The 25,115-nt window shown below is 66.6% G+C and carries 27 protein-coding genes; 19 read left to right on the top strand and 8 right to left on the bottom strand.

Annotated elements, in window-relative coordinates; all coding sequences use genetic code 11:
* Positions 1-26: 26 nt before the first annotated feature.
* Complete coding sequence (locus OG716_RS29090) at positions 27-233, bottom strand: hypothetical protein (RefSeq protein ID WP_405133761.1); 207 nt, start codon at positions 231-233, stop codon at positions 27-29.
* A 71-nt stretch (positions 234-304) separates the two neighbouring features.
* On the opposite strand from OG716_RS29090, the gene OG716_RS29085 reads away from it, so the two are divergent.
* The 12 genes from OG716_RS29085 (at position 305) to OG716_RS29030 (ending at position 11,408) form a co-directional block, all read left to right on the top strand.
* Positions 305-868 (top strand): TetR/AcrR family transcriptional regulator, encoded by a 564-nt coding sequence (locus tag OG716_RS29085; protein WP_405133760.1) that lies wholly within the window; start codon positions 305-307, stop codon positions 866-868.
* Between the two features lie 79 nt (positions 869-947).
* Positions 948-1,979, top strand: a complete 1,032-nt coding sequence (locus tag OG716_RS29080) for a medium chain dehydrogenase/reductase family protein (RefSeq protein WP_405133759.1) — start codon at positions 948-950, stop codon at positions 1,977-1,979.
* Positions 1,980-2,094: 115 nt separating this feature from the next.
* On the top strand, positions 2,095-2,319 hold the full coding sequence (locus tag OG716_RS29075; protein ID WP_405133758.1) for a DoxX family protein: 225 nt from the start codon (positions 2,095-2,097) through the stop codon (positions 2,317-2,319).
* A 162-nt stretch (positions 2,320-2,481) separates the two neighbouring features.
* Positions 2,482-2,823 carry a hypothetical protein gene (locus OG716_RS29070; protein WP_405133757.1) on the top strand — a complete coding sequence of 114 codons (342 nt, stop codon included), beginning with the start codon at positions 2,482-2,484 and terminating at the stop codon, positions 2,821-2,823.
* A gap of 116 nt (positions 2,824-2,939) precedes the next feature.
* Positions 2,940-3,902, top strand: a complete 963-nt coding sequence (gene zapE, locus OG716_RS29065; protein WP_405133756.1) for a cell division protein ZapE — start codon at positions 2,940-2,942, stop codon at positions 3,900-3,902.
* Positions 3,903-4,018: 116 nt separating this feature from the next.
* Positions 4,019-5,233: a glycosyltransferase family 4 protein gene (locus OG716_RS29060; protein ID WP_405133755.1), complete on the top strand. Its 1,215-nt coding sequence runs from the start codon at positions 4,019-4,021 to the stop codon at positions 5,231-5,233.
* Positions 5,234-5,235: 2 nt separating this feature from the next.
* Positions 5,236-6,687 carry a UDP-glucose dehydrogenase family protein gene (locus OG716_RS29055; protein ID WP_405139973.1) on the top strand — a complete coding sequence of 484 codons (1,452 nt, stop codon included), beginning with the start codon at positions 5,236-5,238 and terminating at the stop codon, positions 6,685-6,687.
* A 392-nt stretch (positions 6,688-7,079) separates the two neighbouring features.
* The gene (locus OG716_RS29050) at positions 7,080-8,030 is read left to right on the top strand and encodes a DUF4129 domain-containing protein (protein ID WP_355123881.1); all 951 of its coding nucleotides are present in this window, start codon (positions 7,080-7,082) and stop codon (positions 8,028-8,030) included.
* A complete protein-coding gene (locus OG716_RS29045; protein WP_355123883.1) occupies positions 8,027-8,530 on the top strand; it encodes a hypothetical protein in 504 nt (167 codons plus the stop codon). The genes OG716_RS29050 and OG716_RS29045 overlap by 4 nt, the downstream gene beginning before the upstream one ends.
* 25 nt (positions 8,531-8,555) lie before the next feature.
* Positions 8,556-9,518 carry a MoxR family ATPase gene (locus OG716_RS29040; protein WP_327143393.1) on the top strand — a complete coding sequence of 321 codons (963 nt, stop codon included), beginning with the start codon at positions 8,556-8,558 and terminating at the stop codon, positions 9,516-9,518.
* A gap of 184 nt (positions 9,519-9,702) precedes the next feature.
* On the top strand, positions 9,703-10,980 hold the full coding sequence (locus OG716_RS29035) for a DUF58 domain-containing protein (RefSeq protein ID WP_405133754.1): 1,278 nt from the start codon (positions 9,703-9,705) through the stop codon (positions 10,978-10,980).
* The gene (locus OG716_RS29030) at positions 10,977-11,408 is read left to right on the top strand and encodes a hypothetical protein (RefSeq protein ID WP_405133753.1); all 432 of its coding nucleotides are present in this window, start codon (positions 10,977-10,979) and stop codon (positions 11,406-11,408) included. The genes OG716_RS29035 and OG716_RS29030 overlap by 4 nt, the downstream gene beginning before the upstream one ends.
* A 26-nt stretch (positions 11,409-11,434) precedes the next feature.
* Here the strand turns inward: OG716_RS29030 and OG716_RS29025 are convergent, their stop codons facing one another.
* Positions 11,435-11,782, bottom strand: coding sequence for a hypothetical protein (locus OG716_RS29025; protein WP_405133752.1), 348 nt, complete (start codon positions 11,780-11,782; stop codon positions 11,435-11,437).
* Positions 11,783-11,965: 183 nt separating this feature from the next.
* Here OG716_RS29025 and OG716_RS29020 point away from each other — a divergent pair, with 183 nt between their 5' ends.
* A complete protein-coding gene (locus OG716_RS29020; RefSeq protein ID WP_405133751.1) occupies positions 11,966-13,000 on the top strand; it encodes an AraC family transcriptional regulator in 1,035 nt (344 codons plus the stop codon).
* 131 nt (positions 13,001-13,131) lie between these two features.
* On the opposite strand, the gene OG716_RS29015 is transcribed toward OG716_RS29020, so the two are convergent.
* Together OG716_RS29015 and kstD are read right to left on the bottom strand one after the other, a co-directional pair.
* Complete coding sequence (locus tag OG716_RS29015; RefSeq protein ID WP_355123893.1) at positions 13,132-13,995, bottom strand: MaoC/PaaZ C-terminal domain-containing protein; 864 nt, start codon at positions 13,993-13,995, stop codon at positions 13,132-13,134.
* A 508-nt stretch (positions 13,996-14,503) separates the two neighbouring features.
* Positions 14,504-16,219 carry a 3-oxosteroid 1-dehydrogenase gene (gene kstD / locus OG716_RS29010; protein ID WP_405133750.1) on the bottom strand — a complete coding sequence of 572 codons (1,716 nt, stop codon included), beginning with the start codon at positions 16,217-16,219 and terminating at the stop codon, positions 14,504-14,506.
* A 142-nt stretch (positions 16,220-16,361) separates the two neighbouring features.
* Between kstD and OG716_RS29005 the strand changes: the two genes are divergently transcribed.
* Genes OG716_RS29005 through dmpG form a run of 3 tightly spaced genes read left to right on the top strand, consistent with a single transcriptional unit; the run spans position 16,362 to position 19,149 of the window.
* Entirely contained in the window at positions 16,362-17,147 is a 786-nt protein-coding gene (locus tag OG716_RS29005; RefSeq protein ID WP_327143400.1) for a 2-keto-4-pentenoate hydratase, read from the top strand.
* A gap of 28 nt (positions 17,148-17,175) precedes the next feature.
* The gene (locus OG716_RS29000; RefSeq protein ID WP_355123898.1) at positions 17,176-18,084 is read left to right on the top strand and encodes an acetaldehyde dehydrogenase (acetylating); all 909 of its coding nucleotides are present in this window, start codon (positions 17,176-17,178) and stop codon (positions 18,082-18,084) included.
* A 12-nt stretch (positions 18,085-18,096) separates the two neighbouring features.
* Positions 18,097-19,149: a 4-hydroxy-2-oxovalerate aldolase gene (dmpG, locus tag OG716_RS28995; protein WP_327143402.1), complete on the top strand. Its 1,053-nt coding sequence runs from the start codon at positions 18,097-18,099 to the stop codon at positions 19,147-19,149.
* An 80-nt stretch (positions 19,150-19,229) separates the two neighbouring features.
* Here dmpG and OG716_RS28990 read toward each other — a convergent pair whose 3' ends face one another.
* Positions 19,230-19,652: a hypothetical protein gene (locus OG716_RS28990; protein WP_405133749.1), complete on the bottom strand. Its 423-nt coding sequence runs from the start codon at positions 19,650-19,652 to the stop codon at positions 19,230-19,232.
* Between the two features lie 222 nt (positions 19,653-19,874).
* On the opposite strand from OG716_RS28990, the gene OG716_RS28985 reads away from it, so the two are divergent.
* From OG716_RS28985 to OG716_RS28975, 3 genes are all read left to right on the top strand, one after another.
* Positions 19,875-20,549: a hypothetical protein gene (locus OG716_RS28985; protein ID WP_405133748.1), complete on the top strand. Its 675-nt coding sequence runs from the start codon at positions 19,875-19,877 to the stop codon at positions 20,547-20,549.
* A 149-nt stretch (positions 20,550-20,698) separates the two neighbouring features.
* Positions 20,699-21,625: an NADP-dependent oxidoreductase gene (locus OG716_RS28980; protein WP_405133747.1), complete on the top strand. Its 927-nt coding sequence runs from the start codon at positions 20,699-20,701 to the stop codon at positions 21,623-21,625.
* A 70-nt stretch (positions 21,626-21,695) separates the two neighbouring features.
* Positions 21,696-22,628, top strand: coding sequence for an AraC family transcriptional regulator (locus OG716_RS28975; protein ID WP_405133746.1), 933 nt, complete (start codon positions 21,696-21,698; stop codon positions 22,626-22,628).
* Positions 22,629-22,709: 81 nt separating this feature from the next.
* Here the strand turns inward: OG716_RS28975 and hsaB are convergent, their stop codons facing one another.
* The 3 genes from hsaB to hsaD are packed head-to-tail and all read right to left on the bottom strand — an operon-like array spanning position 22,710 to position 25,111.
* Positions 22,710-23,297, bottom strand: a complete 588-nt coding sequence (gene hsaB / locus OG716_RS28970; protein WP_405133745.1) for a 3-hydroxy-9,10-secoandrosta-1,3,5(10)-triene-9,17-dione monooxygenase reductase subunit — start codon at positions 23,295-23,297, stop codon at positions 22,710-22,712.
* A gap of 33 nt (positions 23,298-23,330) precedes the next feature.
* Positions 23,331-24,230 (bottom strand): iron-dependent extradiol dioxygenase HsaC, encoded by a 900-nt coding sequence (gene hsaC, locus OG716_RS28965; protein WP_405133744.1) that lies wholly within the window; start codon positions 24,228-24,230, stop codon positions 23,331-23,333.
* Between the two features lie 2 nt (positions 24,231-24,232).
* Entirely contained in the window at positions 24,233-25,111 is an 879-nt protein-coding gene (gene hsaD, locus OG716_RS28960) for a 4,5:9,10-diseco-3-hydroxy-5,9,17-trioxoandrosta-1(10),2-diene-4-oate hydrolase (protein ID WP_327143409.1), read from the bottom strand.
* Between the last annotated feature and the right edge of the window lie 4 nt (positions 25,112-25,115).

Here is a 25,115-nt window from a genome sequence, read left to right as displayed (position 1 = left end):
CCCGCTTCGCTCAGGCATTGTCGTATCTATTTGCGGTGGAACAGCCGATACAGATTGAAGTCGTAGCCCCAGCCGTAGGACTTGGGTGTCAGGAACTTCGGCTCATCGGGATTCCACCACCGCGCCTTGACCTTCTCCACCGTCGGCCGCCGCCAATCGTAGGGAACGCCGAGGAAGCTGCCCTGCGGTTCCGGCGGCGTGGATTTCTCTTCTGTGTGCTCCGGTCCGGTCATATCCCCACGCTACGGCGATTCTCGCGCGGAGGGGTTGCGTCGCAAGAAAGAGTGAGTGTACGGTCACTCACATGGCAAAGCGCGGAGTCACCCTCTCCACCTCGGATGTACGGCGGGAAGCAGTTCTCGATGCGGCCATCGTGGAGTTCGCGCGGACCGGCTATCACGGCACGCCGATCAATACCGTGGCCACGGCCGCCGGGATTTCGACGGCCTATGTGTTCAAGCTGTTTCCGAGCAAGGTGGAGTTGTTCGTCGCCGCGCTCGATCGGTGCTTCGAATTGGTGGAGCAGTCGATGGCCACCGGGGCGGCCCGGGCGGCAGGCGGTGATCCGGAAGCCATTCTTTACGAAATGGGCGGCGCCTACGCCGAACTCATCTCGGACAAGAGCTTGCTCATGCTGCAGGTGCACGCGCAGTCCGCGACCGATATCGCGGAGATTGCCGAGGGGCTGCGGCGCGGGCTGGCCCGGGTGACGGACTATGCCAAGTCGCGTTCGGGTGCGCCGGATGCAGCGGTGCAGCGGTTCATCGCCTACGGGCAGCTGTGCCATCTGATCACCACGCTCGGGCTCGATGGGCGCGAGGGCGCGTGGGCCGAAATTCTCAATATCGGTATTCGGCATCCGGGCTGATTTTCTGAGCCCCTGACCGGGGCTTTTTATTTGACCAGCGGGTGACTGACCAGTCACTCACCGAAGAAGAGGAAGAATAATGTCGATCACCGCAGTAGAAATCGTGCTTCCAGGGACCGTCGAGCCGGAGGAGCTGCTCACCACTCGCCGTGAGCTGCCGCCGCTGCGGGCCGGGCAGGCGCTGGTCCGCGTCGAGGCCAGCGGGGTCTCGTTCGCGGAGCAGCAGATGCGGCGGGGGAAGTACTACGACCAGCCCGCGTACCCGTTCGTGCCGGGCTACGACCTGGTGGGCACGGTCCTCGAGGTCGGTTCGGACGCCGATGCCGCGCTCATGGGCCGCCGGGTCGCCGCGCTGACCAAGGTCGGCGGCTGGGCCAGCCATGTGGTGCTCGAGACCGCGGACCTGGTCGAGGTGCCCGCCGATCTGGCCGCCGACGAGGCGGAGACCTTCGTGGTCAATGGCATCACCGCCTGGCAGATGCTGCACCGCTACGCGAAAGTCCGTGCGGGGCAGACCATTCTGGTGCACGGCGCGAACGGCGGCGTCGGATCGACGCTGGTGCAGCTGGCGCGAGCGGCCGGGGTCCGGGTGATCGGCACAGCCTCGGCGCGCAATGCGGAGGCCGTGACAGCGCTTGGTGCCGCGCCGGTCGACTACCGCGGTGATGTGCCCGCGCAGGTCCGGGCGCTCGCCCCCGCCGGAGTGGATGCGGTATTCGATCACGTCGGCGGCCCCGGCATTGTCGATTCCTTCCGCCTGCTGGCCCCCGGCGGCACCCTGGTCGCCTACGGCAGCGCCTCCACCAAGGACGAATCCGGCAACTCCCGCCTACCCGTGCTCCGGCTCTTCGCCCGCCTGCTGCTGTGGAATGCCCTCCCCAACAACCGCCACGCCCACTTCTACAACATCTGGTCCGGCCTCCGCCGCCGCACCACCTTCCGCACCCGTCTGACCGAAGACCTCACCGCCGTCTTCGCCCTAGCCGCCCAGGGCGTCCTCCACCCCCAAATCGCCGCCCGCTTCCCCCTCTCCCAAGCCGCCCAAGCCCTGACCCTCGCCGAATCCCGCACCGTCACCGGAAAAGTCGTCCTCGTCCCCGACGAGCAGTAGGTGCGATCTCCGACTGGGTCTCGGAAAGAGATTCGGCGGGGATGTCACACCGGGAGGCGCTACTCCGTCACCTGGGCAGAACGCATTCGAAGCTGCTGAAGGGAAACGGATTCCAATGAACACCGCTTACTACATCGTCGGAATTGTTACTGCACTGTGGGTCGGATTTTCGGCCTATTCGATCTTCACGGATCAGGCCTTTGTGACGGAACCTCTTGTGGAGTACGGGGTTCCGCGGTCCTGGTGGAATTGGCTGGGAACGGCCAAGGCGGCTGGGGCGGTGGGTTTGCTCGTCGGGTTCTTTGTTCCGGCTATCGGGTCGCGGCGGCTATCGGGGTGATTCTGTATTTCGCCGGTGCGGTCGCCACCACTATTCGGGCGCACTCGTATAAGACGACTGTGTATCCCGTGATGTATATGGCTCCGGCTATCGCGACTCTCTGGTTGCAACTCGCCCGCTGAGCGTAGGTTTGGGGGAACTATGGTTCGAAGGGGTGAGGCCATGCTGCTGGATCGATGGAAAGAGCTACCGGCGGTGGACAGTTCGCTGATCTACGGGGAGCCGCACGAAACAGCGGATGGGTCCACCATCATCACGGTGATGGGGACCGGGGGGTTCTTGCGGCCGCGGCCACGGCCGATGGGGGTTTTCGTGGTGCACGGCGGCGGGGTGAAGTGGGAGCCTGCGGTGGATGTCGCCCGGGTCGAGACCATCGAGGCGGCAGCCGGTTTCGTGGCCGCCACGATCGGGGTGCTGACCGGACTCGTGGCCGCCACGCTCGCGACGATGGCGGTGTTCAAGCGCCCGCCGTGGCCGGATCTGCATATCACGCAGCAATTCTGACGTTCGGGCAGAAGCGCGCACTGCCTGTGCAAGTGATCACCTTCGCTGTTTCTCGGCCCGTGAAGCCTCTACAAATGTAGAGAGGCTCTACGGATGCAGAGGATGGGGAGGGCGTCGTGCAGACTTCGGAAATCGTGCTCGATCACGATCAGCAGCGGGCCGCGGATCAGTTGGCCGGGATCGCCGGGCGGCTGGGCAGGCGGTGGCGGCGGCCGCGCGGGCTGTACCTGTACGGCGGGCCGGGGCGCGGCAAGACCATGCTGATGGATCGCTTCTTCGCCGCGGCGCCCTCCGGCCGCAAGCGGCGCTTCCACTTCCACAGCTTCTTCGCCCGCCTGAATGCGGGCATCCATGAATACGGCGGTATCGACGCCGCGGCGGACGCGCTGCTCGGTGACGCGGAACTGCTGTGTTTCGACGAATTCCATGTGCACGATGCGGGCGATGCCCGGTTGGTCGCGCGATTGCTCGACACTCTGTTTTCCCGCCGGATCACCCTCGTGGTGACTTCAAACTATCCACCGCAAGAACTATTGCCGAATCCCTTCACGCACTCCATATTCGTGCCGACCATCGCGCGGATTCTCGAACATCTCGACGTGCTGCCGGTGAACGGACCGCAGGATTACCGGAGTCTCGGCGGGCGGCACACCGGATTCGCGGCGGGGCGCTACACGGTCGGTGTGTGCGAGACCCGCGGTGTGGCCGAGGTGCCCGTCGCGCACCGTCTGATGCAGGCCCGAAAGTCCGAAAATGGCGAGCTGACAGTGGATTTCGCGGAACTGTGTGGCATTCCGATCTCAGCGGCCGACATCCTCGAACTCGCCGGGAGGTTCCAGCGCTGGACGCTGTGCGAGGTGCCGCCGCTGGACACCGTCGAGCCTGATTGGGTAATGCGGCTGGTGTATCTGGTCGACGTCCTCTACGACGCGGACCTGGAACTCTCCCTCTACGCGGCTGTGCCGCCCACTGAGCTGGGCGCGGCAATCGCCCGTGTTCCGGACCTGTATCGAACCCTGAGCCGCCTCGGCGAACTGTCCGTAGAACGGCAGCAAGAAGGGGCGGCGACGTCCGGGTGAACTGGCCGACTTGATCGACGCGAACGATTCACGTGCCGTCAACGCGGAGGGGGGCTGACGTTGCGAGCGCTTTCTTACCGTGCTTTCAGGAGGCAGCACCGAACCGGAGGGGACCGATGCGAATCCGCGAGCAGGCCAGGGGTTCCGCACCCCGGCACCCGAGTATCCCCGGCGGTCGACTGCGCGTGCTGGTGGTCGCCGAATCCTTCCTTCCCCAGGTCAACGGCGTCACCAACTCGGTGCGGCGGGTCCTGGATCATCTGGCGTCCAAGGGCCACGAGGCCGTACTGGTGGCTCCGACCGGGCCGGCGAAGTACGCCGGATTCCGGGTGCACGTGGTGCGCGGTGCGCGCCTGCCGTTCTACCGGGACTTCCGGATCGGCCTGGAAACGCGCCGCCGGTTGCGCAAGATCATGCGCGAATTCGAGCCGGACGTCGTGCATATCGCCTCCCCGGCGACGCTCGGCTATCAGGCAGCCAAGGTGGCGGCGGAGCTGGATGTGCCGACCGTGGCCATCTATCAGACCGACCTGATCGGTTTCGCCGAGCGCTACGACCTGCCGGGCGGCGTGCGCACCATGGTCGCGCTCACCCGGCGCATTCATCTTCAGGTGGATCGCACCCTCGCACCGTCGACCGCGAGCCTGCGGCAGCTGGAACTGATGGGCATTCCCGGACTCGCGCGCTGGCCGCGCGGCGTGGATCTGGATCAGTTCGATCCGCACCGCCGCTCGGAAGAATTGCGAAAGCGCCTGGCCCCCAACGGGGAATTGCTGGTCGGCTATATCGGCCGGCTGGCCCCGGAGAAGGAACTCGAACTGCTCGCGCAGCTGCGCCCGCTGCCCGGGATCCGGCTGGTCATCGTCGGCGGCGGTCCGGAGGAGAAGCGGCTGCGGAAACTGCTGCCGGGCGCGGCCTTCCTCGGTGTGCTGCACGGCGCGGAGCTGGCCGCGGCCTATGCCTCGCTGGATGTGTTCGTGCACACCGGCCGTCACGAAACCTATTGCCAGGCAGCGCAGGAGGCGATGGCCTCCGGTGTTCCGGTGGTAGCCCCGAAGTCCGGCGGCCCGATCGATGTGGTCACGCCGGGCGCCGGATTCCTTTATCCCCCCGGCAATGCCGAGGCGCTCGTCGATTTCGTGCGCCGCCTGATCGACGATCCGCAACTGCGCGCCCAGACCGCTGAGATTGCCCAGCGCAGTGTGCAGGACCGCTCCTGGACCGCAGTGAACAACCTGCTCGTCCGCCACTACCGCGAAGTGATCGCGGAACGCCGCCGACTGCCGGTCGATGGTGACCTCCGCGGCCCGCTCTCCAAGGAGGCCTCCTGATGCTGCGCATCTCCGTGATCGGTACCGGCTACCTCGGTGCCACACATGCCGCGGGCATGGCCGAGCTCGGCTTCGAAGTGCTCGGTGTGGACAACAATCCGGCCAAGGCGGATGCGCTGTCGGCCGGCCGGGTGCCGTTCCACGAGCCCGGGCTGCCCGAGCTGCTGGCCGGGCACGTCGCGAAGGGGCGGCTGCGGTTCGGCACCTCGCTGGTGGCCGCCGCCCGCTTCGCCGATGTCCATTTCCTCTGTGTGGGAACGCCGGCCGGGCCCAGCGGCGCGGCCGATCTGTCCCAGCTGTACGCCGCCCTCGACGGGCTGGTCCCGCATCTGACTCGCAATTGCCTGATCGTCGGCAAGTCGACGGTTCCGGTCGGTACCGCCGAGGCGCTGATGGCGCGCATCGCCGAACTCGCGCCGCCGGGAATCTCGGTGGATCTGGCATGGAATCCGGAATTCCTGCGCGAGGGTCACGCGGTGCACGACACCTTGAGCCCCAATCGACTGGTCTTCGGTGTGACCACACCGGATGCGGAATGGGCGCTGCGCCAGGTCTATGCGACGCCGATCGCCGCCGGTTCGCCGGTGGTGATCACGAATCTCCCCACCGCGGAATTGATCAAGGTCTCCGCGAATGCCTTTCTGGCGACCAAGATCTCGTTCATCAATGCGATGGCCGAGCTGTGTGAGCTCACCGGCGCGGATGTGACGCTACTGGCCGATGCCCTCGGCCACGACGATCGCATCGGCCGCAAATTCCTCGGCGCCGGACTGGGTTACGGCGGTGGCTGTCTGCCCAAGGATGTCCGCGCGCTCATTGCCCGTGCCACCGAACTGGGTGCGGGCGAATCCGTCGAGTTCCTGCGCGATATCGACACCATCAACCTGCGCCGCCGCGAGCGCGTGGTCCGCGAGACCCTGGAACTGTTGCGTGCCAGCGGTTCCCGACGCGTCGGCATTCTCGGCATCGCCTTCAAGCCGCTGTCCGACGATGTCCGCGACTCCCCGGCCCTGGATGTGGCCATCCGCCTGCAGGCCGCGGGTGTGGAAGTCACCGCCTTCGACCCGGCCGCCACCGCCACCGCCCGCGCCGTAGCTCCTCAGCTCGTCTACGCCGCCACCGCGGCCGCCGCCCTGCACGAGGCGGACGTGGTCCTGCACCTCACCGAATGGCGCGAATTCCGCGACCTCGACCCGAATTTCCTGCGCACCGTCGCCCGCGGCCGCACCCTCATCGACACCCGCAACACCCTCGACCCCGAACCCTGGCTCGCCGCCGGGTGGGACTTCCGAGCCATGGGCCGCCTCGTCGAACCCCGCACCGCGACCTCCCACCCGGAGCCGCTGCGCCCCGCCGCCCCGATCCGCCAGCCCCGCCGCCTCCCCGAAGCCCCTGCCGCCCTGGCAGATTCCCCCCTGAACCGCCTCCGCGCCCGAGTCCGCCGCACCGCCTGAACCTCTCCTCCCGCGCGCACCCGCTTGTCTACCGCCCGCGGATTCTGCGGCGATGTCGTACGTGCCACACCAAACTCGTGCGTGTCCCGCCAACGTGCGCGTGGCACATTCGGGCAGCCGGGATGGGCGTCCGCCCTCTCGTTCTCATTCGCGGGAGTCCAGCGTGTGCACGGCAGCTCCGGTAGTGGAGAGTTCGCCGGCGCTGTCGGATTCCGGGGCGGTGGCACGGATTGTCGGTGGGCGCGCGGGGTGCGGGTCGGGCGCGTGCGGGGTGGCTTTCGGGCGAATATATGCCGGAACTGCATGTAATCGGTGTTTGCGATTCCTCCCCAACCGGACCTACTGGCATGTAACTATGTGCCTGATTTGCAAGACTCTGGTTGGGAGCATGTGTGACTGGGGTGGGGACGCTGGCATCACGGGCGATCGGGTTGATCGCTCTGCTGGTGCTGGCCGTGGTCGCCCTGCGCGGGTACATACCCGGCACGGGGGGACCGTCCTCACCGGGGACGCCGTCGGCGGTCACGCTGGCACTCATGCCGGTGCTGCTGCTGGTGTCGGTGGTGATTCTGGCTGCGGGCGTGGTCAATAGCCAGCATCGGCTGCCGCTGGCCATGCCGGAGCCGGAGCGCGAGACGGACCGGCGCGGTACCGGGCTGAGCAAGCTCGCGCTGCTGGTGCTGGTCGGGCTGGCGGCGGTGGCACTGCTGCTCACCGCGGTTGCGTCGATATACCTGGTCGGGCCGGGGCACAAGAACGCACCGGAGACGACGATGACCACGCAGACCCCGAGCACCGGTGCGGCGCAGCCGGTCGAGAACGTTGCGCCGCCGCAGGACTCGATATCCACGCCCGCGCTGAGTGGTACCGCGCTGCTGCTGGTCGCGATCGGCGCGGTGGTGCTGGTACTGGTCGCCATGACCGGGCTGGTGGTGGTCGCGGTCAGTTCCAATCGCGGTCCGGTGGCGAAAGCCGCAGGGCATGCGGCGAGTACGCCGATCGAGGCGGTCTCACTGGCCAAGGTCGCGGAAATGGGCCTGGCCGCCATGATCGCGCCCGGTCAGGATCCGCGTACCGCCATCATCGCCTGCTATGTCGCCATGGAACGCGGTCTGGCGCAGGCGCGGGAGGTGGCCCCGCTGGCCTCGGACACCCCGTCGGAGGTGCTGGCGCGCGCCTTCGACCGCGGCTTCCTGCACGATGCGTCGGCGCGGGAACTGGTGGCGCTCTTCGAGGAGGCGCGGTTCAGCCCGCACTCCATGCTGGAGTGGCAGCGCATGCGGGCCGAGCAGCTGCTGCGCATCGTTTTGGCTGATCTGCAGGGACAGGCGGAAGCATCATGAACCGGGCTGCGATCGTGGTGATCGGGTTGATCCTGGCGGGTCTGTTCGAACTCATCGCCTTGAATCACGAGCGGGACACCCTGCTGCCGATTGCCGGCATTCCGGTGGCCGGCGCACTGGGCCTGCTGGTCTGGTCGCTGCTGGAACGTGCGCGCCGCCGCCGCCCCACCGGTCCGGACGATCACGAGATCGACAATGGCCCAGCCGAAATGCTGCAGCGCTGGCAGGCCCGCGCCCAGATGCTCGCCGACCGCGCCGAGGGCACCCGCGCCGACTGGGACCGCCATCTGCGACCCTTGCTGGCCAAGGAGTTCGAGAGCAACAGCGGCCATCGGATGGCCAAGAACCGGCGTGCCCACGAGGCGGCCGGACAGCTACAGTTCGGTCCCGAGCTGTGGCGGTGGGTGGATCCCGCCAATTCGGCGCTGCGCGATCAGACCAATCCGGCGCCCGGCCGACCGGCGCTGGACGAGATCCTGCGCCGCCTCCAGAACATGTGAACAGGTTTGAGATGCGAGTACTAGAATGACTTCACCGATGGACGTGACCATCAAACGCACCGATGCCGTACTGCGGGAAATGTCCCGGGTGGTGGTCGGCAAGCGAGATGAGCTGCAGCTGATCATGATTGCGGTGCTCGCCGGCGGCCACATCCTCATCGAGGACCTGCCGGGGCTGGGCAAGACGCTCATCGCCCGATCCTTCGCGGCCGCGTTCGGGCTGAACTTCACCCGCGTGCAGTTCACCCCCGATCTGCTGCCCGCGGATCTCATCGGCGCGACGATCTACGACATGCATTCTGGCCGTTTCAGTTTCCGCCGCGGCCCGGTCTTCACCAATATGCTGCTGGCCGACGAGATCAACCGCACCCCGCCCAAGACGCAGGCCGCACTGCTGGAGGCGATGGGGGAGGGACAGGTCTCGATCGACGGTGAAACCTTCCTGCTGCCACAGCCTTTCATCGTCATGGCCACCGACAATCCGATCGAGTACGAGGGCACCTACCCGCTGCCCGAAGCCCAGCTCGACCGTTTCGCCATGCAATTGCGCCTCGGCTACCTCTCCGAGAGCGATGAGATGCAGATGATCCGCCGCCGCCTGGAGCGTGGCACGCAGCCCGCCCAGATCGCGCAGGTGGTGGATGCCGAGGGCCTGCTGGAAATGCGCCAGGCCGTCGAATTCGTCACCGTGCACCCGGATGTGGTCGGCTACGTGGTCTCCCTGGCCTCCGCCACCCGCAGCCACCCCCAGGTGGAAGTGGGCGCCAGCCCGCGCGCGGAACTCGATCTGGTCCAGATGGCCCGGGCCCGTGCGCTGCTCAACGGCCGCGACTACGTGGTCCCCGAGGATGTGAAGGCCCTGGCCCTGCCCGCTATGGCACACCGCATCACGCTCCGCCCCGAAATGTGGGTCCGCCGCATCCGCGGCGAGGACGTCATCGCCGAACTCCTGCGCCGCCTCCCGGTCCCGCGCGCGACCCCGGCGTGAGCACCGCATGAGGCGCACATGACAAACCCAGCGAAACCTACTGCGCAAGCGGTGGATCCGAGCACTCCGCGAGGTAAGTGGCCGGATGCCGATGCAAGTGCGCGTGTGAGCACCCCACGAGGTGGACAGTCGGAGGACACCTCGCGAATTGCATACACGCTCGGTCAGCGGACCGGGGGTGCGTATGAAGCACCGTGATCTGAGTACGGCTTCGGAGACCGAATTGCGGTGGCGGCCGGCGCCGTTGGTATTCATGCTGGCCGCGGTGTCCGCACCGGCCCTGGTGCTGGCGATCGTGCTGGGGCATTGGCAGCTGGCGGTATTCGCCGCGCCCATGCTCGGCGTGCTGGCAACCGCGCCGCTGCAGCAGTCGCGCACCAGGATCCAGGTCGACGGGGTCGATGTGCTGCGCTGCTTCGAGACCGAAGAGGTGGTGCTGACGGCGGCCGCGTTCGTGGAGAGCGGACATGCCCTGCTGCGCATGCATGCTCAGCAGATCAAGGGCATGGAGGTGCGGGTTGAAGAGGCGTTCGATTCGGGTGCCGCGCCCGCGGGGATGCGATTGGCGCTGTCCGCAATGCGCTGGGGCCGGTATCCGGTGCCGTTGCGGATCACCGCGCTGAGTCCGGCGGGCTTGTCGGTGGCCTCGGTGCAGTTGCCCGCCGGTGAGGTGTTCGTCTACCCGATCGCCGATCCGCAGCGAATGGAACTGCCGCGCACCGAACTTCCCGAGCGTATCGGCACCCACCTGACCCGCCGGCACGGTCCCGGCGTGGAATTCGCCGATGTGCGCGCGTACGCGCCCGGCGATCAACTGCGCACGGTGAACTGGGCGGTGAGCGCCCGTCGCGGGCGACTGTTCGTGACCGAGCGTTTCACCAATCGCGCCGCGGATGTGGTTGTGCTGGTGGACACTTCGATGCAGGCGCCGGGACCGGCCTCGGACTCGCTGGAACTGTCCGTGCGCGGCGCGGCGCAGGTGGCGCAATCGGCGCTGCAGGCGGGTGACCGCACAGCCGTTGTGTGCCTCGGCCGTTCACCGCGCTGGCTGCGACCCGATATCGGCCGCCGCCAGTTCTACCGCATTGTCGACACGGTGCTCGATGTCGGTGATGAGCACATCGAGACCTCCGGAACGCTCGCCCCTCATGCGGCCGTTCCGATCGGTGCGGTGGTGGTCGCCTTCTCCACCCTGCTGGATACCGAATTCGCCTTGTCGCTCATCGATCTCCGCAAGCGCGGACATGTTGTGGTGGTGGTGGATGTGCTGCGCGGACCGCCGTTCGCCGGCGGCCTGGAATCCACCCTGGCTCGCATGTGGCAGCTGGAGCGCACCTCCATGTACCGCGATATGGGCACCGTCGGCGTCGATATCGTGCCCTGGCCGGAAGATGCCCGGCTGGACCAGATCATGCGCCTGCTGCCCGAACATCGCCGTCGCGCTGTGCGAGTGCGCCGATGACCAGATTCCTCGCCGTACTGTCCGGCCTGCTGCTGGCACTGGCCGTTGGCCTGGTGCAGCCGTGGGCCGCCCTGCCGGTGCTGATCTTCGCGGTGGGCGGCTGGCGATGGCGGGTCAGCGCGGTGGGCGCGGTACTGGTCGCGCTCGCCACGCTGGCATTCACCGATACCGGCGCGCTGGCCGCGGGGGCGATCGGGCTGGTCGCCACCACCTACCTGCTGAATACGGCGACCGTATCCGCGCCGGTGGGAGTGGTGCCCACTACCGTCCCCTCGGTGGCGGGCGCCCTCGTCTTCACTATTGCCGCAGGGGCCGCGACCCTGCTGCCCACAGGCCTGTCCTGGATCCCGATCGTGGCGCCGATCGCAGTGATCCTGCTGTACGCCATGATCATTCGGGGACTCGTGGACGAAAGGCCCAGCGGCTAGCCGCTTTCGGGCGTCGGCGGCGGTCGCTATTGCAGGGCGGGTGGCATACGTGTCGGCTTGATGCGTCCGGCGTCGATGAGGGCGCGGAATGCCGCTGCCTTGCGGGCACATTCGGTCACCGGGCAGCGGCGATGCTGCTGCATGGCGCGGTGCGCCTCCTGCACATCGAGCTGATGGTCGGGTGCTCCGTGGGACCAAGCGGAGGTGAGCAGGGGGGAATCGGCGGATGCGATGTGCTCGTTGCTGATTCGCTCGCGGATCCGTTCCACCGACAATCTGTCCGGATCTCGATGTGGTTGATGCAGGCTCGCGACCGTTACGGCCATGATCGTGAGCATTGCCAGGGTGGCTGTGAACACCTGCCAGCCGGCCATTGGTTCACCTTCTCCAGTTCATCGTTCGCTATCGGGTGTAGTTCGCTAGATATTCACCATAAGCCCGGAGGCGTTACTTGTTCCAGTACTTCATAGGTCAGAAACAGCCGAATTTCGGCCTATAACAGCAACTTACCGGCCAGTTCCGGTCCTAAGCGGCCGGGAGTTTGCGAAGCTTTTACTGTGACCGACGGCCAGGCGCAGTTGCGTTCCATCACCAGTGCGGCACTACTGGTTGAGTTCGCCACCGGGCGGGGCGTCGCCACGCCTGCCCTGTTGCGCGGCACGGGTATCCGGGAAGGCGATCTGGCCGATTCGACCGCCGAGATCGCGCTCGGCCAGGAGTTGGCCCTGATGCGCAATGTGGTGGCCGGAGTGGGAGACGAACCGGGCATGGGCCTGATGGCGGGGCTGCTGTGCCATCCGCCCAGCCTCGGCGTGCTCGGATTCGCGCTGATGAGTTGCCCGACCGTGCGCGATGCGGTCGGCCTGGCACTGCGCTATGCCGACCTTTCCTTCACTGTCGCAAGGCATCACCTGGTCATCGACGGCTCGGATGTCTCCATCGTGCGCGACGACAGCGGCGTGCCGCGCGATGTGCGCCGCTTCGCGGTGGAGCGGGATGTGGCGGCGATCTGGACGATTCAGCAGGACGTGCTGCCCATGCGCCCGCCCATCACCCGGGTCGCCGTGGCCTTCCCGCCGCATCCGGTCTACGAGATGTTCGGCGCCATGCTCGGTGTCGAGGAGGTCGTCTTCAATGCCGCCCGCTCGGTGGTGACCGGCCCGGCCGATATCCAGAGTCTGCAACTGCCGCAGGCGAATACGGCCACCGCTCGCTTCTACGAGCAGCAGTGCGCCGACCTCGTGCAGCGCCGCCGCAGCCGGGTGGGCGTCAGCGGCCGGGTCCGCCAGTTGCTCATCAGCCGCGGCGGTGTCGCCGACCAATCCCGCATTGCCGCCGCCCTGGACCTCAGTGTGCGCACCCTGCGCCGCCGATTGGCGGACGAGGGCACCACTTTTCGCGAACTGACCACCGAAACCATCGGTCTCCTGGCCGAAGAACTTCTCATAACGGGACTGACGGTCGAACAGGCCGCAGTCCGCCTCGGCTACGCCAGCGTCTCCGCCTTCACCGCCGCCTTCCGAGCCTGGAACGGCCAGTCCCCTGGACAATTCGCCCGCGAGAACCGCGGCCGCGTCTCCCGTGCCGGCTGACGTCCGGAACATTCGGGCGACAACCACGTGCGGGGCCGGCTGACAGGTGCGGTCGGTGATTGGCCGCTGAACGCGAAGAGCCGCGACCGAATTCGGTCGCGGCTCTGCCGTTTTGGGTTGTTTCGGGCGATTTACGCGGTGTGGGTGAGGACTACGTCGGCGAGGACGGGGGCGTCGTCGCGCTCGACGACCGTTGCGGCGATGAGGAGTTCGCTGCCGGTCTGCCAGATGCGGGTGCGCAGGGTCTCGCCGGGGTAGAGAACTCCGGCGAATCGGGCGCGGAATCCGGTGACACGGGCGGCATCCGAGGCGAGCACGGTATCGGTGGCGGTCTTGAGGACCAGGCCGTAGGTGCACAGGCCGTGCAGGATCGGGTTGGGGAATCCGGCATTACGGGCGAATTCCGGGTCCGAGTGCAGCGGGTTGCGGTCACCGCACATGCGGTAGAGCAGCGCCTGCTGCGGCAGGGTCGGGGTCAGCACATCGAAATCCGGTGCGCGGTCCGGGAGTTCGGTCTTGGCGCTGGGGCCGCGGTCGCCACCGAAGCCGCCCTCGCCCTTGGCGAAGATGGAAGAGCGCGCGGTCCACAGCAATTCACCGTCGGAGCTGGTGGCGGTGTGCTCCTGCCAGATCACCGCGGCGGAACCCTTGTCCCAGATCTCGCTGATGCGACGCTCGAAAACCGCCTTGCCCGAAGCCGGAATCGGCCGGTGCACCACGATCTCCTGGCTGCCGTGCACAACCTTGGCCAGGTCGATCTCGACGCCGGGGAACTTCACCTGCGGCGGCTCGGTCTCGTGGAAGAACGGTGCGACGGTCGCGAAGGACGGCAACACCTGCGGATTCCGGTCATCCACATAGCGAAGTTCGGCCGCGTCGGTCCAGCGCCCGCCCGCGCCCAGCGCCAGGTTGTACAGCTGCACATCGGACGGCGTCCAGCTGAAATCGACGGACGGAAGGACCGCGCCGAGAGCGATATTCGGATCGATGGGCATGAAGTTCTCTCCTTGTGAGATCAGTGGGCGCTCACCCACGGACGACCGTTGTGCCGCGCCGGCCGTATCGACCGGCCGCCTCTAGCGACGCTGTGACGAGCACTGCCGGGGCAACCGCCGGTATGCATCGACGGCGCGGCCGCCGCGGGCCGCGGACCCACTCGGTCCGATCCTGCGGCGCATTCCGCCCGGCCGCAAGTAACTCGCCCGCTCGCCGGGATGGTTCGTGCGCGTCGCTCCGTGCGCGTCCCGCTCGGCATGCTTCTGGCCGGGATACATGGTGACCCATCCGGTTCGGGTGGATTCCGCCCGAGAACATGCCGGAATTGCGGGACGGCCGGTTGGCGAATATTGATGGGCCGGGCGCAATTTCGCGATTGTGCAGTTGTAGCGCCCGCCCCGGCGCGGGCAGGGTTTTCGGCGTCGGTGCGGGCAGAGGTGGGTTGGGCGCGGGCTCGACGTGACCCGGACTCGCGCCCAACCCGGTCCTGAACCGGGTTGGGACGGTTCAGGACGCCTGGTCGGCTGCCACGGGTGCGCCCGACTTCGCCTTGGCGGCGATATTCAGGGCGGCCAGGTAGCCGAAGGTGATCGCGGGTCCGATGGTGGCGCCGGGGCCCGCGTAGGTGTGGCCCATGACCGGGGACGAGGTATTGCCCGCGGCGTAGAGACCCTCGATGACGGTGCCGTCCTCGCGGACCACGCGGCCGTCGTTATCGGTGACCAGACCGCCCTTGGTGCCGAGGTCGCCGGGGACCATGCGCACCGCGTAGAACGGGCCGACCTCGAGCTTGTTCAGGCACGGGTTCGGCTTGATGGTCGGATCGCCGTAGTACCGGTCGTAGGCGCTGTCGCCGCGGCCGAAGTCCTCGTCCTTGCCGCTCGCGACGAACCCGTTGAAGCGTTCGACGGTCGAGCCGAGGGTCTCGGCGGGCACGTTCATCTTCGCGGCGAGCTCCGCCAAGGTCGGCGCCACGACGATGTTGTCGTTTTCCATCCAGCGGGACGGAAAACGCTGACCGGGCTGCAGACCAGCGAAGATGTAGCGACTCCGGTAGCGCTGATCGAAAACCAGCCATGAGGGCACGTTCTCGCCGGGGCCTTCACCCTGCCCGTATTTGCCGCCGTACATGGTGTGCACAGCCTCGACGTAAGGAGCGGACTCATTACCGAATCGCTTGCCGTCGTTGTTGACGATGATGCATCCGGGCAGATTGCGCTCCGCCAGCGCGAACCACGGCTTGCCCGCGCCCTTGAGCGTCGTCGGACCCCACCACGCGTCTTCCATGAAGTCGATGGCCGCGCCCGCGTCGATGCCCGCGCGAATCGCGTCGCCGGTATTGGCGGCCGCACCCGTGGTCCACTCGGTGGTGATGGGTTCACGCTGGTACTTGTGCCGCATATCGGCGTTGTGCTCGAAGCCGCCCGCGCCCAGGATCACGCCGTACTTGGCGTTGAAGCGCACCGTCTCGCCGTTCTGCTCGGCCTCGACGCCGGTGACCACACCGTCCTCGATGACCAGCCCGGTGAGCGGAGTGTTCAGCAGCACAGGCACATTCGCGTCGAGCAGGCCCTTGCGCATGCCCGCGATGATCGCCTGGCCCATACCCACGAGCGCCTTGCCGGTGACCTTGCCCCACGCCCAGCGGGTGCCGACGCGCAGCACGGTGACCATGCCGATCGGGTGGCGGCGCAGCAGGTTGATCTTCTTGTAGTCGGCCTGCAGGATCACCACATTCAGCGGAGCCTTGGAGTAGGGGGGTTCCAGGTTGAAGCGTTCGGCGCCGAGTTTCTTGGTATTGAAGGGCTTGGGTTCGCAGGAGCGGCCGTCGGACTTGCCGCCCGGTGCCTCCGGGTAGTAGTCGGAGTAGCCCGGCACCCACTTCATCTTCAGTGGCGAGTTGTCCAGTACGAAGTCGAAAGCCTCTGCGCCGCGGTCGATGTAGGTGTCGATCTTGTCGGCCGGCACCACATCTCCGATGATGCTGTGCAGGTAGGTCCGGGCTTCCTCGCGGTCGTCCGGCCGGCCCGAAGCCTTGAGCGCCTTGTTACCGGGGATCCACACGCCACCGCCGGAGCGGGCGGTAGAACCACCGAAATGCGCGGCCTTCTCGATGAGCACCACGCGCAGACCGCGGTGTGCGGCGGTGAGGGCGGCGGTCATACCGGCGGCACCGCTGCCGACCACCACCACGTCGTAATCCCGATCAGTCATGTAGAACACGTTATAGAATCAATCCTGGTTTGGTCTATGTTGGTCTGGCAGATGGGACTGCTGAGGCGATGTTCTTCACAAAAACTCGTTTCAGTTTCTAGTCTCGTAACTGCACGGCCACCGGCTGGCCCCCCGATGGAAGGAACACAGCGTGCTGACCGACGCGCTACGGAGTGAACTGGCAGAAGAGCTCGCCCTGGCAGAGCGGGATCGCATTCCGCTCGACCCATTGGTCGCGCGTTATCCGGACATCGACGTGGTCGACGCCTATGAGATCCAGCTGGCGAATATCCGGCGGCGGACCTCGGCCGGAGCCCGAATCATCGGCCACAAGGTGGGTCTTTCCTCGGCCGCCATGCAGCAGATGATGGGCGTCGACGAACCCGATTACGGCCACCTGCTCGCCGAGATGGAGGTCTTCGAGGACGTCCCCGTCGACACCTCGAAGTTTCTGTACCCGCGGGTCGAGGTGGAGGTCGGATTCGTGCTCGGCGCGGACCTGCCCGGCGAGGATTGCACCGAGGAGGATGTGCTGAACGCCACAGTCGCGTACGCGCCCTCCATCGAACTCATCGACACCCGCATCAAGGACTGGAAGATCGGGCTGTGCGACACCATCGCCGACAATGCCTCCTCCGCCGGCTGGGTGCTCGGTAAGGAGCGCGTCGCGCCGAACGAGCTGGATATCAAGAAGATCGACGCCGTCCTCACCCGCAATGGCGAGGTCGTGGCCGAAGGTCGCTCCGATGCCGTGCTCGGTGACCCCACCATCGGCGTCGCGTGGCTGGCCCGCAAGGTCGCCTCGTTCGGGGTCCGCCTGAAGAAGGGCGACATCGTGCTGCCCGGTTCCTGCACCCGCGCCATCGACGCCCGCCCGGGCGACGACTTCACTGCCGAGTTCGCCGGACTCGGTTCTGTACGTCTGCGTTTCAGCTGACACTGAGCTAACCGAGTAGGAGTATGCCGTGACTGCAAGCAAAGTCACCGCCGCGATCGTCGGGTCCGGCAATATCAGCACCGATCTGCTGTACAAGCTGTTGCGTTCGGACAAGATCGAACCGCGCTGGATGATTGGTATCGACCCGGATTCGGAGGGCCTCAAGCGGGCTCGCGGACTGGGTCTGGAGACCTCCGCCGAAGGCGCGGATTGGCTTCTGGCCCTTGATGAGAAGCCGGACATCCTGTTCGAGGCCACCTCGGCGTATGTGCACCGCGCGTACGCGCCGAAGTACGAGGCGGCGGGCATTCGCGCCGTTGACCTCACCCCCGCTGCCGTCGGCCCGGCGGTCATTCCGCCGGTGAACCTCGATTCGCTGCGGGACGCACCGAACGTCAACATGATCACCTGTGGTGGTCAGGCGACGATTCCGATGGTAGCGGCAGTGTCGCGGGTCGTCCCGGTGGCTTATGCCGAGATCGTCGCGTCGGTCTCCTCGGTGTCGGCCGGTCCCGGAACCCGTGCGAACATCGACGAATTCACCAAGACCACCTCCAAAGGTGTTGAGACCATCGGTGGAGCGCAGCGCGGCAAGGCCATCATCATCCTGAACCCCGCCGAGCCGCCGATGATCATGCGCGACACCATCTTCTGCGCCATCCCGGAGGACGCGGACCGCGACGCCATCACCGCCTCCATCCACGACATGGAGAAGGCGATCCAGGAGTACGTGCCCGGCTACCGTCTGCTCAACGAGCCGCAGTACGACGAGCCGTCACTGGTTTCCGGTGGGCTGGCGAAGGTTTCGATCTTCGTCGAGGTCGAGGGCGCGGGCGATTTCCTGCCGCCGTACGCCGGAAACCTCGACATCATGACGGCCGCCGCCACCCGCGTGGGTGACGTGATTGCCGATCAAATCATTTCGGCTCGGGTGTAAGGAGATTCGATCATGAACAATGTGCTGAAGCCCTTCTCGGGCGAACTCGATGTGCGCGTCACCGACACCTCGCTGCGGGACGGCTCGCATCACAAGCGTCACCAGTTCACCGTCGAGGATGTGCGCAATATCGTCGGCGCCCTCGATGCCTCCGGCGTTCCGGTCATCGAGGTGACCCACGGCGACGGCCTCGCCGGTTCCTCGTTCAACTACGGATTCTCCAAAACGCCTGAGCAGGAACTGATCAAGGCTGCCGCGGAGACCGCCAAGCAGGCCAAGATCGCCTTCCTGATGCTGCCGGGTGTGGGCATCAAGGAGGACATCAAGATCTCGCAGGACAACGGTGCGTCCATCTGCCGCATCGCCACCCACTGCACCGAAGCGGATGTATCCATCCAGCACTTCGGCTACGCGCGGGATCTGGGCCTGGAGACCGTCGGCTTCCTCATGATGGCGCACAGCACCACGCCGGAACTGCTCGCCAAGCAGGCGCGCATCATGGCCGATGCGGGCTGCCAGTGTGTGTACGTCGTCGATTCCGCCGGCGCCCTTGTGCTGGAACAGGTTTCGGACCGGGTCTCGGCGCTGGTCGCCGAGCTCGGTGATGACGCGCAGGTCGGTTTCCACGGCCACGAGAACCTGGGCCTGGCCGTCGCCAACTCCGTGTACGCGGTGCGGGCCGGCGCCACCCAGATCGACGGCAGCGCGCGCCGCTTCGGCGCGGGCGCGGGTAACCTGCCCGTCGAGGCGTTCATCGGCGTCTGCGACAAGCTCGGCGTCAAGACCGGCGTCGACTTCTTCGCCGTCACCGATGCCGCGGAAGATGTTGTGCGCCCGGTCATGCCGTCCGAATGCCTGCTCGATCGCCAGGCCCTGATGATGGGCTACGCGGGCGTCTACTCCAGCTTCCTGCGCCATGCCGAGCGTCAGGCCGAGCGTTACGGCGTCTCCGCCGCGGAGATGCTGGTGCGCGCCGGTAAGCGCAAGCTGGTCGGCGGCCAGGAGGATCAGCTCATCGATATCGCCCTGGAGCTCCAGCGCGAGAAGGCGGCGGTCACCGCCTGATCGACCGCAGGAGATGAACTGGGCCGCAACCGGAAACGGTTGCGGCCCAGATCGTTTACGTGCGGCTCGCGCCGCCGTTTTCAGGCGGCCAGACGCTGGGGGAGGCGTGACACCAGCTGGTCCAGCTCGGTGCGCCAGCGGCGGTGCACGTTCAGGCGCTCCGGTGCGGCGGTATTCGGCATGCGGTAGTACACCTTCGACCAGATCGAATTGATCTGCATCTCGGTGAACTGCGCAGTGCCGAAGTGCTCGGCGCACACGAACTTCGACGGCCGGCCCGTCCATTTGCTGGCCTCGACAATGACGACCGACGTCTGCGTCAGCGCCACGAAGTAGTATTTCCGCAGGAACAGCATCACGAACCGCACGAAGGGCAGATCATCCACCCACGGGCTCGGCCCGGTGATCGCCTGAAAAGTGAGCTGCAATTGCTCACCCTGCGGTGCGAACTCGACCAACTTCTTGGCCAGCTGCTTCTGAATTGTCGACTTACGAAAAGCCATGCGGCCCAAACCCCCAAAAAGATCTCCCACGGCCCCCAATGGCAGCGGGACGGACCGACCTTAGCGGCCCCTACGCCGGTCCGCCACTCATAAACAACCACCGCCGAGAATTCCGGTGGTGGCGGCGCGCGACCGGCCCTCCGTGACCGCTGCTTCGCACAAATAGCTGGCAGGGAGCTGTCAAGACTGGTCAAATGCTGCGGTACCGCAGATGATGGGGGTATGCGGAAGGATGATGCGATTGCGCCCGGCATTGTCCGGCTGCACCCGAGCGAGGACCTCGGGAGCGATGTGAAGCATTTGCTGCGACGGGTTCGGAGCGAGGCGGTGGTGGCCGTTTCCAGTCCGGTGCGGCAGGAGCGGCATTATTCGCTGGGGCATACGGTGATTCGCGGGCTGCTGGCGGAGGGGAAGCAGGTTCGGCTGCTGTACTCGCCGGATTTCCTGGATTCGCGCGATCGCCGCCCGCTGCTGGAGGATTCGTCGCTGAGCCCGAAGATCCGGGTGTCCAGCCACGACTTTCACAACACCTTCATCATCGACCGGCATGCGGCCATTCTGTGGAGTGGGGCGGGCGCCGCGCATCCCTACATGGTGATGGTTCGCGGACCGGCGCTGGTCGGTGCGATCCATCAATTCGCCACCAGGACATGGGAATCCGCCGACCACCTGTCCACCCGGCCGGGGTTCGGTAGTGCGGAATTCGACGACAAGTCGCTGGCGGTTCTCGATGCGCTCAATCGGGGGCTGAAGGATGAGGTGGCTGCTCGGCAGTTGGATGTTTCGTTGCGTACCTATCGCAGGTATGTCGCTGACCTCATGGTTCGGCTCGATGTCACCACTCGGTTCCAGGTCGGTGTGCGGGCTGCGCAGCTTGGCTTGCTGCCGCCGGGGTGACTCGGGTTGCTGTCGGCGGGGTGATGTGAAGACTCCTGGATAAAAACGCGAGATTTTCAGCTATTCAACGTCTCATCGGTTCTGTCTACTGTTGCTTTTGTTCGGTTCCCCCGGAACGGCCGGGGCGGAAGCGGTAGAGGGAGAAGACGATGCGCGCGGTGATTCAGAAGTCCTTCGGCGGGCCCGAGGTGCTGGAGGTGGCAGAGATCGAGAAGCCGGCGCTGCTCTCGGGTGAGGTGCTGGTGCGGGTGCATGCCAGTTCGGTGAATCCGGTGGATATCGCGGTGCGGTCCGGGGCGTTCCCGCTGCTGGGTGAGCCGCCGTTCGGTGTGGGCTGGGATATTTCCGGGGTGGTCGAGGAGGCCGGGCCGGGGGCGCGCTACGAGATCGGTGAAGCGGTGTACGGGATGCCGTTCTTCCCCCGGGCCGCCACCGCGTACGCGGAGTACGTGGCCGCACCGTCGCGGCAGTTGGCCCGCAAGCCCGCATCGCTGAGCCATATCGAGGCGGCGGCGCTGCCGCTGGCCGCTTTGACCGCATGGCAGGGACTGGTGGACAAGGCCCGTATCAAGGCGGGGGACCGGGTGCTGATTCACCGTGCCGCCGGTGGGGTCGGGCATCTGGCCGTGCAGATCGCCAAGGCGCGCGGCGCGTATGTGATCGCGCTCGCCAGTGCGGCCAAGCACGACTATGTGCTCGGGCTCGGCGCGGACGAGGTGATCGATTACCGCACAACGGATTTCACCGAGGTCGTGCGCGATATCGACGTGGTCTTCGATTCGGTGGCCGACGGGGCGCGGTCGCTGCGGGTGCTGAAGCCGGGCGGGGTGCTCGTCACCATTCTCGAGCATGTGAACCCGGAGCTGGCGGCCACCGTCGAGGCGGCGGGGCGGCGCTTCGCCGGAATCTCGGTGGAGCCGGATTATGCGGGGCTGGAGGCGATTGCCGAACTGGCCGATGCGGGTCTGCTGCGTCCCACCATCGCGGCGGAACTGCCGCTGGAGGACGCACCCAAGGCGCACGAACTCGTCGAGGGGGGACAGACGGTGGGCAAGGTCGTCCTGACGATCGGCTGAGGGGCGGGCATCGAATAATGGGGTCGGAACCCGGGTTGTAGAACTCGGGTTCCGGGCGAAGGAGAGCGGTATGGATGTGCTCAGCGAGGCGCTGGCCTCTATGCGGACGGGTGCGCCGAATTCGGTGCGCACCGACGGCCGCGCACCGTGGGCGCTGCAATTGCCGGCGACGGCGGGCGCCGGATTCCATGTCGTACTGCACGGCAACTGCTGGATCTACCCGTCCGCGAACGCCCTCGAACCCATTGCCCTCGGACCCGGCGATGTGGTGTTCGTGCGCGACGGCTCGGCGCATATCCTCGCCGACCATCCCGACACCCCGCCCGCAATACCTCGGCCGGAGCAGTACACCGCGCGCCCACCTGTCGGCGCGGTGCAGATCGGCGGCGGCGGCGCGGCCGCGAGCCTGCTCTGCGGCAGCTATCACCTGGACGGGCAGCGGCCGCATCCGCTGCTGCGGCAGTTGCCCGAGGTGATCCACCTGCCGGCCGGCGGCGGACGCTATCCCCAACTGGCTGCCGCCGTCGCGCTGCTGCGCGCCGAGCTGGACGCCCCGCGCATCGGCTCGCACGGGATCGTGCCCGCACTCATAGACTCGCTGCTGCTCTACATCCTGCGAGCCTGGATCGAGGAGCAGCCGCAATCGGAATCGGTGGGATGGGCTGCCGCACTGCGGGATCCGGCCGTCGCACTGGCGCTGGCCGCCATGCACGACGAACCGGCCGCCGCCTGGACCGTGCAAACTCTGGCGGATCGCTCGGGCCTGTCCCGCGCCGCCTTCGCCCGCAAATTCAACACCATGGTCGGCGAACCCCCGCTGGCCTACCTGACCCGCTGGCGCCTCACCACCGCTGCCCGCCTGCTGCGCGAAGAAGACCTGCCCATAGGCGTGGTCGCAACCCGCGCCGGGTACAGCTCGGAATTCGCCTTCGGCAAGGCATTCAAACGCGAATACGGCTCGGCCCCGGGGCAATACCGCCGCCAAGCCCGCACCGCAGCTTGAAAGTTATCCACATGCGAAGTGCCCCTGTGGATAACTCCACAGGGGCACTTTTCTATCGCCAGGGTTCGGGGTGAACCCGCCTCACAACCACGTGTCGAGCGTGGTGTTCGTGAGGAAGTGCTCGAGATCCGCACGCCAGGGCGCGGGCACGGTCTTTTCCGGCTCGATGGCCGTGTACTGCCCGCGGTAGAACAGCAGGGGCCGACCGGAATCGGTGGATTCCGACAGCGCCTGCACGCGGCCGATCACAATGTAGTGATCACCGCCGTCGATGACCTGATCCACCGTGCACTCGATGGTGGCCAGGGCATCGTCCAGCAGCGGCAGCTCCAGATCCGAAGTGCGCCAGGGCACCCCGGCGAACTTGTCGGGCTCGCGGGAGCCGAAGCGCGCGCACACCGGCTGCTGTTCCTCTGCGAGGATATTCACGCAGAACTTGCCGTTGGCCTCGATCGCCGCCCAGGACTTGGAAGCCTTGGTGGGGCAGAACAGGACCAGCGGCGGGTCGAGGGAGAGGGCGGCGAACGACTGGCAGGCGAAGCCGATCGGAGCTCCGTCACCGTCGAAGGTGGTGATGACGGTGATGCCGGTGCAGAACTGCCCCAGCACATTCCGGAACTGGCGGGCGTCGATCGCCGGCTGGTCGTCTGTCGTGATCTCGTCAGTCATGGCCAATGTCTCCGTCGCCCTGTCGCTCACTGCTTATCGCATTCCGACGGTGAAGTCGTGGCCCCACAGACTCACTGCGGTGGACTCGCGGGCGATCCACGAGGTGTCCTCGACTTCCAAACCCTCGCAGCCGAATTCGATATCGAATCCGCCCGGAGTCTTCATGTAGAAGGAAAGCATCTTGTCGTTGATATGCCGCCCGAGGGTAGCCGACATCTTCACCTTCTTGCGCGCCGCGCGATCGAGGCAGAGGCCGACATCGTCGGAGCTCTCCACCTCGACCATGAGGTGCACGATGCCGGTCGGATTCGGCAGCGGCAGGAACGCCAGCGCGTGATGGCGCGGGTTGCAGCCGTAGAACCGCAGCCAGGCCGGATCGCCGTCGGCGGGACGGCCGACCATCTGCGGCGGCAGCTTCATCGAGTCGCGCAACCGGAAGCCGAGCACGTCCTGGTAGAACGTCTGTGCCGCAGCATCATCCGTGCAGGTCAGTACCACGTGGCCCAGGCCCTGCTCGGCGGTCACGAACTTGTGCCCGTACGGGCTCATGAAACGCCGGGCCAGGTACTGCGATCCGTGGAACGCCTCCAGCACATTGCCGGAGGGATCCTCGAACGAGATCAGCGCCTCGACGCGGCGATCCTCGACCTCGGCCTTGGTGCCCTCGCGGAAGGCGATCCCGGCCTTGGACAGCCGCTCCCGAATGTCCTGCAGCGCAGGAGCGTCGGTGACCTCCCAGCCGGAGATCTGCAGGCGGTCCCGCTCACCCGGCACGATCACCAGGCGCGCCGGGAAATCATCCATGCGCAGGTAGAGGGCGGTCGGGTCGGGCCCGGTGCCCTCCATCATGCCGAGCACCTTGAGCCCGTATTCGCGCCAGGCCGCCATATCGGTGGCCTCGATGCGCATGTATCCGAGCGCTCGAATACTCATGCCTACTTCTCCTTGACGCCGAGCAGGAAGTCCGTTGCGAGGCGGTTGAACTCGTCGAACTTCTCCAATTGCGCCCAGTGCCCACAGCCACCGAACACGTGCAGTTGCACGCGCGGCACCATCTTCAAGGCCACGAGTGCGCCGTCGATCGGGTTCACCCGATCCTCCCGGCCCCAGATCATCAGCACCGGCTGCCGCAGCTTGAACGCATCGCGCCAGATCATGCCCTTGGCGAAATCGGGTCCGGCGAAGGAGCGACCCATGGCGCGGGTGGCCTCGAGCGACTCCGGCTTGCTCGCCTGCTCGAAACGCTCATCGATGAGCTCCGGCGTGATCAGCTTCTGATCGAAGACCATGATCCGCAGGAACGCCTCGAGGTTCGCGCGCGTCGGCTCGTAATTGAACTTCGACAGCAGCTTGACGCCCTCGGTGGGGTCCGGCGCGAACAGGTTGGTGGACAACCCGCCCGGGCCCATCAGCACCAGTTTGCCGGCGCGGTCCGGGTAGTCCAGCGCGAACCGGGCCGCCGCGCCGCCGCCGAGCGAATTGCCCAGCAGGTGCACTCGATCGGTGATGCCGAGGGTGTCCAGCAGATCCTTCAGCGCGGACGAGCTGTGCACGAAGTACTGCGGGTGCTCGGTCGGCTTGTCGGACAGCCCGAATCCGGGCTGATCCACTGCCAGCACATGGAATTCGCGCGCCAGCACCGGAATGTTCTTCGCGAAGTTCGACCACGACGACGCGCCGGGACCGCCACCGTGCAGCAGCACGATGGTGGGGCCGTTGCCGACGCCCGCCTCGTGATAGTGCAGCTTCAGATCCGGGCGAACCTGCGCGAACTTCGACGTGGACTCGAAGGTGATCTCTTCAACGGTGGTCATGGGG

The organism is Nocardia sp. NBC_01388 (assembly GCF_045040085.1).
In the GTDB taxonomy this organism is placed as follows: domain Bacteria; phylum Actinomycetota; class Actinomycetes; order Mycobacteriales; family Mycobacteriaceae; genus Nocardia.
Note: the sequence above shows the minus strand (reverse complement) of the source record. Positions and strands in the feature narration are given on the sequence as shown.

Bases quoted from the DNA above. Each gene is read 5' to 3' on its own strand.
- OG716_RS29090 (WP_405133761.1), bottom strand. From the start codon at position 233: ATGACCGGACCGGAGCACACAGAAGAGAAATCCACGCCGCCGGAACCG.
- OG716_RS29085 (WP_405133760.1), top strand. From the start codon at position 305: ATGGCAAAGCGCGGAGTCACCCTCTCCACCTCGGATGTACGGCGGGAA.
- OG716_RS29080 (WP_405133759.1), top strand. From the start codon at position 948: ATGTCGATCACCGCAGTAGAAATCGTGCTTCCAGGGACCGTCGAGCCG.
- OG716_RS29075 (WP_405133758.1), top strand. From the start codon at position 2,095: ATGAACACCGCTTACTACATCGTCGGAATTGTTACTGCACTGTGGGTC.
- OG716_RS29070 (WP_405133757.1), top strand. From the start codon at position 2,482: ATGCTGCTGGATCGATGGAAAGAGCTACCGGCGGTGGACAGTTCGCTG.
- OG716_RS29060 (WP_405133755.1), top strand. From the start codon at position 4,019: ATGCGAATCCGCGAGCAGGCCAGGGGTTCCGCACCCCGGCACCCGAGT.
- OG716_RS29045 (WP_355123883.1), top strand. From the start codon at position 8,027: ATGAACCGGGCTGCGATCGTGGTGATCGGGTTGATCCTGGCGGGTCTG.
- OG716_RS29040 (WP_327143393.1), top strand. From the start codon at position 8,556: ATGACTTCACCGATGGACGTGACCATCAAACGCACCGATGCCGTACTG.
- OG716_RS29035 (WP_405133754.1), top strand. From the start codon at position 9,703: ATGAAGCACCGTGATCTGAGTACGGCTTCGGAGACCGAATTGCGGTGG.
- OG716_RS29030 (WP_405133753.1), top strand. From the start codon at position 10,977: ATGACCAGATTCCTCGCCGTACTGTCCGGCCTGCTGCTGGCACTGGCC.
- OG716_RS29025 (WP_405133752.1), bottom strand. From the start codon at position 11,782: ATGGCCGGCTGGCAGGTGTTCACAGCCACCCTGGCAATGCTCACGATC.
- OG716_RS29015 (WP_355123893.1), bottom strand. From the start codon at position 13,995: ATGCCCATCGATCCGAATATCGCTCTCGGCGCGGTCCTTCCGTCCGTC.
- dmpG (WP_327143402.1), top strand. From the start codon at position 18,097: ATGAACAATGTGCTGAAGCCCTTCTCGGGCGAACTCGATGTGCGCGTC.
- OG716_RS28990 (WP_405133749.1), bottom strand. From the start codon at position 19,652: ATGGCTTTTCGTAAGTCGACAATTCAGAAGCAGCTGGCCAAGAAGTTG.
- OG716_RS28985 (WP_405133748.1), top strand. From the start codon at position 19,875: ATGCGGAAGGATGATGCGATTGCGCCCGGCATTGTCCGGCTGCACCCG.
- OG716_RS28980 (WP_405133747.1), top strand. From the start codon at position 20,699: ATGCGCGCGGTGATTCAGAAGTCCTTCGGCGGGCCCGAGGTGCTGGAG.
- OG716_RS28975 (WP_405133746.1), top strand. From the start codon at position 21,696: ATGGATGTGCTCAGCGAGGCGCTGGCCTCTATGCGGACGGGTGCGCCG.
- hsaB (WP_405133745.1), bottom strand. From the start codon at position 23,297: ATGACTGACGAGATCACGACAGACGACCAGCCGGCGATCGACGCCCGC.
- hsaC (WP_405133744.1), bottom strand. From the start codon at position 24,230: ATGAGTATTCGAGCGCTCGGATACATGCGCATCGAGGCCACCGATATG.
- hsaD (WP_327143409.1), bottom strand. From the start codon at position 25,111: ATGACCACCGTTGAAGAGATCACCTTCGAGTCCACGTCGAAGTTCGCG.